Below are 7,271 nucleotides of genomic sequence, written 5' to 3' on the forward strand. Positions count from 1 at the left end.
GTTGCAAATCGGTAAGTTTTGTGTTTTTTTGCATGCGTAAAACAATTGGCTTCCATTGTTCGGCAGTAAAACTTTCTTTTTCATACAAGCTATGACAATCTGCACAACTTTTGGTGTATAAATTTTTACCTTCAGCAATAACTTCTGCTGTTATTTCAAATTTCTCAGCTGCAACATCTTTAACTGGAGGAATTTTCTCTGTAATAACAACTTTTTTTGGTGCACAGCCTAATACAACTGATAAAACCACTAATCCAATAAATACGCTTGATTTCATTTATTTTAATTTTTATATTTTCAAATATAAAAAAAATCCGTGTCGAAAAGATATCGAAACGGATTTTAATATTTATTTTCTTAATTGATTTGAAATTATATTACTTAACATCCACTAACTCAACATCAAATACCAAAGTAGCATCTGGTGGAATTACACCTCCAGCACCAGTACTTCCGTATCCTAAATACGATGGAATTACAAAACGAGCTTTATCACCCACTTGTAATAAGGCAATTCCTTCATCCCATCCTTCAATAACTTGCCCTACTCCTAATTGAAAATCAATAGGTTGTTTTCTTTTATAAGAAGAATCAAAAACTTGTCCGTTTTCTAAAGCACCTTGATAGTGCACAGAAACTTTTTTACCTTTTTCAGCTTGTTTTCCACTACCCTTTTGGATAATTTGGTAACGTAAGCCGCTTTCAGTTTTTAAAAAACCCGTAGCTAATTTTTCCATAGCGGATTCAGCAGCTTGTTTTTGTTCTAAAATTCTTTTTTCGCGAGAACCTTCAAACGTTCTAAACGCTTCAATAGCATTCCATTTTTCAGCTTCTGCTCCAACTCTTATAATTTCTATACTGTCTAAAGCATCATTTCCAGCCACAATATCTACAACATCTTGTCCTTCAACAACATGACCAAAAACAGTGTGTTTACCGTCTAACCAATTGGTTGGCACATGCGTAATAAAAAATTGTGAACCATTTGAACCTGGTCCTGAATTTGCCATAGATAAAACTCCAGGCTTGTCATGTTTTAATTCTGGATGAAATTCATCATCAAATTGGTAACCTGGTCCACCGGTTCCTTGACCTTGTGGACAACCGCCTTGAATCATAAAATCTGGAATGACCCTATGAAATTTCAAGCCATTATAAAAAGGCGTTCCCATTGGTTTTGCTTTGTTGTCTAATTGACCTTCAGCCAAACCGACAAAGTTTCCTACTGTTCCAGGAGTTTTATCGTGAGTTAACTTTACTAAAATTGAACCTTTTGCTGTATTAAATTTAGCGTAAATTCCGTCTTGCATTGCTTTTGTTTTTAAATTAAAGTGCAAATTTACTACTTTTTTGACTATATTTGATTGGTTTTTAAGCAAAAATTACATCAAAATGAATTTAGAAACATTGGGCAAAATGCAATAAAAAGAATACTATATTTGCAACAAATTAGAATTACAAAATAAATAAACATGCGCGTCGATATCATTACCGTTTTACCAGAATTAATAAAAAGTCCGTTTGAAGGTTCGATGATGAAAAGAGCAATCGATAAAGGGTTGGTAGTAGTCCATTTTCATAATTTACGCGACTTTAGCACGAACAAACAAAAAAGTGTGGACGATTATCAATTTGGTGGTGGTGCAGGCATGGTAATGAATATACAGCCTATTGATGATTGTATTACCAAACTAAAAAAAGAACGCAAATACGATGAAATCATATACATGACACCAGATGGAGACACGCTAAATCAAAAAATGGCGAATTCAATGTCGATGTTAGGAAATTTAATCATTTTATGCGGACATTATAAAGGTGTTGACCAACGTGTGCGCGATATGCATATTACTAAAGAAATTTCTATTGGTGATTATGTGTTATCAGGCGGCGAATTAGGTGCTGTAATTTTATGCGATGCCTTATTCCGTTTGATTCCTGGAGTTTTGAATGATGAAACCTCTGCCCTAACCGATAGTTTTCAAGATAATTTATTATCACCACCAATTTATACCCGACCTGCGGAATATAAAGGGATGAAAATTCCAGACATTTTATTAAGTGGTAATTTCCCTGAAATTGAAAAATGGCGCGAACAAAAAGCCTACGAACACACTTTAGCCAGAAGACCAGATTTATTGGAAGAATAATACAATTTACGATTTTAGATTTTAGATTTTAGATTTATGAAAAATCCCGAGTAAAACTCGGGATTTTCATATATATTAATTCGTAAATCTAAAATCGTAAATCGTAAATCTAAATTAAGAATACATTTTAGTACGTAATTCTTTAATTTTATCGTCTTCTAAATATTCATCAAACGTCATGTAACGGTCAATAACACCATTTGGCGTAATTTCTAAAATTCTATTTCCAACGGTTTGAGCAAATTCATGGTCATGTGTAGTTAATAAAATAGACCCTTTAAAGTTGTTTAACGAGTTATTAAACGCTGTAATCGATTCTAAGTCTAAGTGATTGGTTGGTTCGTCTAACATTAAAACATTGGCACGAATCATCATCATACGAGATAACATACAACGTACTTTTTCACCTCCAGAAAGGACATTACATTTTTTCAACGCTTCTTCTCCTGAAAAAATCATTTTTCCTAAAAAGCCACGGACATATACTTCATCACGTTCTTCTTCAGTTTTTACCCATTGGCGTAACCAATCAACTAAATTTAGATCTACACCATCAAAAAAGTCATGATTTTCAACTGGTAAATATGATTGTGTAGTAGTTATTCCCCAATCAAACGTTCCTGAATCTTGTTTTTTCAAACCATTTAAAATATCATAAAATGCAGTTGTTGCACGAGAATCTTTAGAGAAGACTACAATCTTATCACCTTTTGCCATATTTAAATGGACGTCTTTAAATAAAACGTCTCCATCTGATGATGCTGATAAATTTTGTACGTTTAATATTTGGTCACCTGCTTCACGTTCGGTTTCGAAAATAATGGCTGGATATCTTCTACTTGATGGTTTAATTTCATCTAAGTTTAATTTTTCAATCATTTTCTTCCGAGAAGTGGCCTGTTTTGATTTTGCCACATTGGCACTAAAACGTCGAATAAACTCTTCTAATTCTGCTTTTTTCTCTTCTGCTTTTTTGTTTTGTTGGGCTTTCTGACGAGCAGCTAATTGGCTACTTTCATACCAAAAAGTATAATTTCCTGAATAGTGTGTGATTTTCGCAAAATCAATATCTGAAATATGAGTACACACTGCATCTAAAAAGTGACGGTCATGCGAAACAACTAAAACCGTATTTTCATAATTGGCCAAGAAATTTTCTAACCAACCGATGGTTTCAAAATCCAAATCGTTGGTAGGCTCATCCATAATCAATACGTCTGGATTACCAAATAAAGCTTGTGCCAATAACACACGAACTTTTAATTTACCTTCTAATTCGCCCATCAATGTATAATGGTGTTCCGCTCCAATTTCTAAATTTGATAATAATGAAGCTGCATCGCTTTCTGCATTCCAGCCATTCATTTCATCAAATTGCAATTGCAACTCGCCAATTCTGTCTGCGTTTTTATCATCATAATCTGCATACAAGGCATCCATTTCAGATTTAAGCGCGTGTAAGGTTTTATTCCCAATTAATACGGTGTCTAAAACCGAAAATTCATCAAACATATTATGATTTTGATTCAAAACCGACATACGTTTTCCTGGGTCTAAAATCACTCTACCTGAAGTAGGATCTACCTCACCAGCAATGATTTTTAAGAATGTTGATTTTCCGGCACCATTTGCACCAATAATCCCATAACAGTTTCCTTGGGTGAAAGAGGTATTAACTTCATCGAATAAAATTCTTTTACCAAATTGTACCGATAAATTTGAAATTGTAAGCATGTATTTTTATTTTAATTTGTTGCAAAATTAGGAAAAACCAACGAGTTTTCACAGTTTTATTTTAATATTCTATTTGGAATTTTTAACGCTACATTAACATCTAAACGATTTAAAAACAAATACATTTGTTTACATGTTAAAATAAAACTATGCAAAAAAAATACAATTTCATTAAATTTATTGTTTGTGTTCTCCTTCTTACCACTTTAATATCTTGTAAAGATGGTTTTATGGGTGAAAATCATATAGCCTATTTTGGTGGAGAAATTGAAAATCCGAAAAATAATTTTGTGGTGTTTATGAAAAATAACAAAGTTGTGGATACTTTTTATTTGGATAAAAACAACCGGTTTTTTCATAAATTCGATTCGTTAACGCCAGGTTTGTACAGTTTTAAACACGATCCAGAATATCAATATGTGTTTTTTGATAAAAACGATAGTTTGATGATTCGATTAAACAGTAATGATTTTGATACTACTTTAATGTTTTGCGGACGTGGCGATGAAAAAAATAATTTTATGATGGAATTGTTTTTAAAAGACATGGATTTAAAAAACAACTTGTTTGATGTATATGAAAAATCTGAAAAAATATTTTCAAAATATATAGATTCTTCCAATCAAAATATTACAAATTTATACCACAAAAGAAAATCATTTATCAAATGGTCTGAAGAATTTGACCAAGTGGCAAAAGCAAATATTCAATTGAATTACGCTTACAAAAAAGAAGTTTTCCCAATTGTACACGAATTTAAGACTGGTGAAAATATCAAAAATAGTTTACCAAAATCATACTACAATTACAGAAAAAAAATTGATGTAAATCAATCAAACCTATTATACTATTCGCCGTTTATTAATTATATGACTAGCATGTTAAACAATGTTGTATTAACAAATACTAAAGGTTATTTAGACGATATGAGTTTAGAAAACAATATTAAAAAACTTGAAATTGCTGATACTTTAATTAAAAACAAACATGTAAAAAACTTGGTTGTGAATAATATTGCCAATATGTATTTGCTTTCTGATCAATGTTCCGTTAATAATGGTAAATTTTTTACTTTATATTCGAAAATGGTTTCCGATCAAAAAATGAAAGTTAAAGTCATGGAAACGGCAAGTAACATTCAGAAATTAAGAAATAATAATGTGTTACCAGAAATTAGTGTGTTAGACACAAATAATAAAAAAGTTCAGCTTAGTGAATTAATCACTAAAAAAACAATTATTTATTTTTGGACGAAACAATCCGAATCACATTCTTTTTATTCTCACAAAAAAGTAGATGAACTAAAAGCAAAATATCCAGACATTCAATTTATAGCAATAAATATCAATAACTCGCAAGAAGATTGGTTAAAAGAAATTGAAATAAAAAAATATGTCAATTCCATAGAATTAAGAGCAATAGATTTTGAGGAACTAAAAAATAAATGGGTAATTAATAAAGTATACCGAACACTAATTATAAATAAAAATGGCACCATAAACAATGCTTTTGTAAGTTTGTTTGATGCCAACTTTGAAAGTTATTTGCAATAGAAATTAGTATGAAAAATCCATAAAAAAAGGCGTCCCTATTTATCGAGACGCCTTTTTAATATATAAAATATTATTTATTTCCTTTTTCGAAATCAGCTACAAACTGAGCAATTCCTAAATCAGTAAGTGGATGTTTTAATAATCCAGTAATTGAAGATAATGGTCCTGTCATTACATCTGCACCAATTTTAGCACAATTAACAACATGCATAGTATGACGTACTGAAGCCGCTAAAATTTGAGTTTCAAAACTATAGTTATCATAAATTTGACGAATTTCATCAATTAAATTTAAACCATCTGTTGAAACATCATCTAAACGACCTAAAAATGGAGAGCAATAAGTAGCCCCTGCTTTTGCAGCCAACAAAGCTTGACCTGCAGAAAATATTAAAGTAACGTTAGTTTTAATTCCTCTATCTGAAAAATATTTACACGCTTTAATTCCTTCTTTAGTCATTGGTAATTTCACTACGATTTGCTCGTGTAAATCAGCTAATTCTTCACCTTCTTTAATCATTCCTTCAAAATCTAAGGCATTTACTTCTGCACTTACATCGCCATCAACTAGGTTGCAAATGTCTACATAATGCTTTAAGATATTGTTTTTTCCTGTAATACCTTCTTTAGCCATTAATGATGGATTTGTAGTTACTCCATCAAGAATTCCTAAAGCTTGTGCTTCAGCAATGTCTTTTAAATTTGCTGTATCAATAAAAAATTTCATGTTTTTTTGAATTTAAATTTGTTGTGTGTTGTTTATAAGTGCAAAAGTAAGAAATTGAAAAACAATATTCTATTTCTTTCTTCAGATTCTGTTTGTAAATTATAAAACTTATTCTGTTAGATGCAATTAAATTCGCCACGAAGTTTCGAATTTTCGGATTAACTTTTAAATTTAAATTCGAATTATCATCATAGATGATCTAATTTTTGATTGCTTTTATTGTATTTGTAAATTAGTGGCAAAAAAAATAAAATAGTTAAAATAGGGCTTATAATTTATAATGATTCATTAGGATTTTTTCGTATATTTTATCTGGCAAAATACGTTTCAAAACAATAGAAAATTTTTGCATAAAAGCGCCCACTTTATAATGAATTTTTGGATTTTTGGCATCTATAATTTTATGAATTGCTACAGCCATTTCTAATGGATTACTGCCACCAGAAACGTGTTCATTCATCATATTTAACTGATTTTGATAAACTGTTTCATAAGCAGATCCTTTTTGGACTGGGGCATGAAATCGTCTGGAAGCAATATCAGTAGCAAAATCACCTGGAGCCACGTTTGTAATATGAATACCAAAAGCTTTAGTTTCCATTCGTAATGACTCGGTAATTAATTCTAAAGCACCTTTTGAAGAAGAATAGACACTTCGGAAAGGTAATCCCATATAACCAGCAATTGAAGTAATATTAATAATTAAACCACTTTTTTGAAGTCGCATTTGAGGCAAAACCGCTTTCATGGTAGCTATAGGTCCAAAAACATTAGTTTCAAAATTATTTTTAATTTCTTCTAAAGGAATTTCTTCAAGTGGTCCTGTAATTCCGACACCTGCATTATTGATTAAAACATCTATTCTACCTTCCAAAAGTAACACTTTAGCAATACAAGCTTCGATTGAAGCCATATTTCGAACATCCAAAGCAATCAAATTAATTTTAGAATTAGAAATTGCAGCGGCGTTTCTACTTGTACCATACACAATGTATTCTTTATCTAATAAAAATTCGCCAATGGCTTTTCCAATTCCTGATGAACCACCAGTGATAAGTATTACTTTTCTCATTAAAACTAATTGATTTTGTTTGGTAAAATTAAATA

General features: G+C 30.9%; 7 protein-coding genes. 2 read left to right on the forward strand and 5 right to left on the reverse strand.

Features of this window, described 5'->3' with window-relative positions:
* Together ACIQ2I_RS06710 and ACIQ2I_RS06715 are read right to left on the reverse strand one after the other, a co-directional pair.
* Nucleotides 1-277 (reverse strand): hypothetical protein (locus ACIQ2I_RS06710; RefSeq protein WP_396181660.1); only part of this gene is annotated, 277 nt, incomplete at its 3' end.
* A gap of 100 nt (nucleotides 278-377) precedes the next feature.
* Complete coding sequence (locus ACIQ2I_RS06715) at nucleotides 378-1,310, reverse strand: peptidylprolyl isomerase (protein WP_396181661.1); 933 nt, start codon at nucleotides 1,308-1,310, stop codon at nucleotides 378-380.
* Between the two features lie 162 nt (nucleotides 1,311-1,472).
* On the opposite strand from ACIQ2I_RS06715, the gene trmD reads away from it, so the two are divergent.
* A complete protein-coding gene (gene trmD / locus ACIQ2I_RS06720) occupies nucleotides 1,473-2,150 on the forward strand; it encodes a tRNA (guanosine(37)-N1)-methyltransferase TrmD (RefSeq protein WP_396181662.1) in 678 nt (225 codons plus the stop codon).
* Nucleotides 2,151-2,264: 114 nt separating this feature from the next.
* On the opposite strand, the gene ACIQ2I_RS06725 is transcribed toward trmD, so the two are convergent.
* Complete coding sequence (locus ACIQ2I_RS06725; RefSeq protein WP_396181663.1) at nucleotides 2,265-3,884, reverse strand: ABC-F family ATP-binding cassette domain-containing protein; 1,620 nt, start codon at nucleotides 3,882-3,884, stop codon at nucleotides 2,265-2,267.
* Nucleotides 3,885-4,114: 230 nt separating this feature from the next.
* Between ACIQ2I_RS06725 and ACIQ2I_RS06730 the strand changes: the two genes are divergently transcribed.
* A complete protein-coding gene (locus ACIQ2I_RS06730; protein ID WP_396181664.1) occupies nucleotides 4,115-5,437 on the forward strand; it encodes a TlpA family protein disulfide reductase in 1,323 nt (440 codons plus the stop codon).
* A gap of 70 nt (nucleotides 5,438-5,507) precedes the next feature.
* Here ACIQ2I_RS06730 and fsa read toward each other — a convergent pair whose 3' ends face one another.
* Together fsa and ACIQ2I_RS06740 are read right to left on the reverse strand one after the other, a co-directional pair.
* Nucleotides 5,508-6,164 (reverse strand): fructose-6-phosphate aldolase, encoded by a 657-nt coding sequence (gene fsa / locus ACIQ2I_RS06735; RefSeq protein WP_396181665.1) that lies wholly within the window; start codon nucleotides 6,162-6,164, stop codon nucleotides 5,508-5,510.
* Nucleotides 6,165-6,432: 268 nt separating this feature from the next.
* Nucleotides 6,433-7,236 (reverse strand): SDR family oxidoreductase, encoded by an 804-nt coding sequence (locus tag ACIQ2I_RS06740; RefSeq protein ID WP_396181666.1) that lies wholly within the window; start codon nucleotides 7,234-7,236, stop codon nucleotides 6,433-6,435.
* Between the last annotated feature and the right edge of the window lie 35 nt (nucleotides 7,237-7,271).

This window comes from Flavobacterium sp. (assembly GCF_044368995.1).
Lineage (GTDB): Bacteria > Bacteroidota > Bacteroidia > Flavobacteriales > Flavobacteriaceae > Flavobacterium.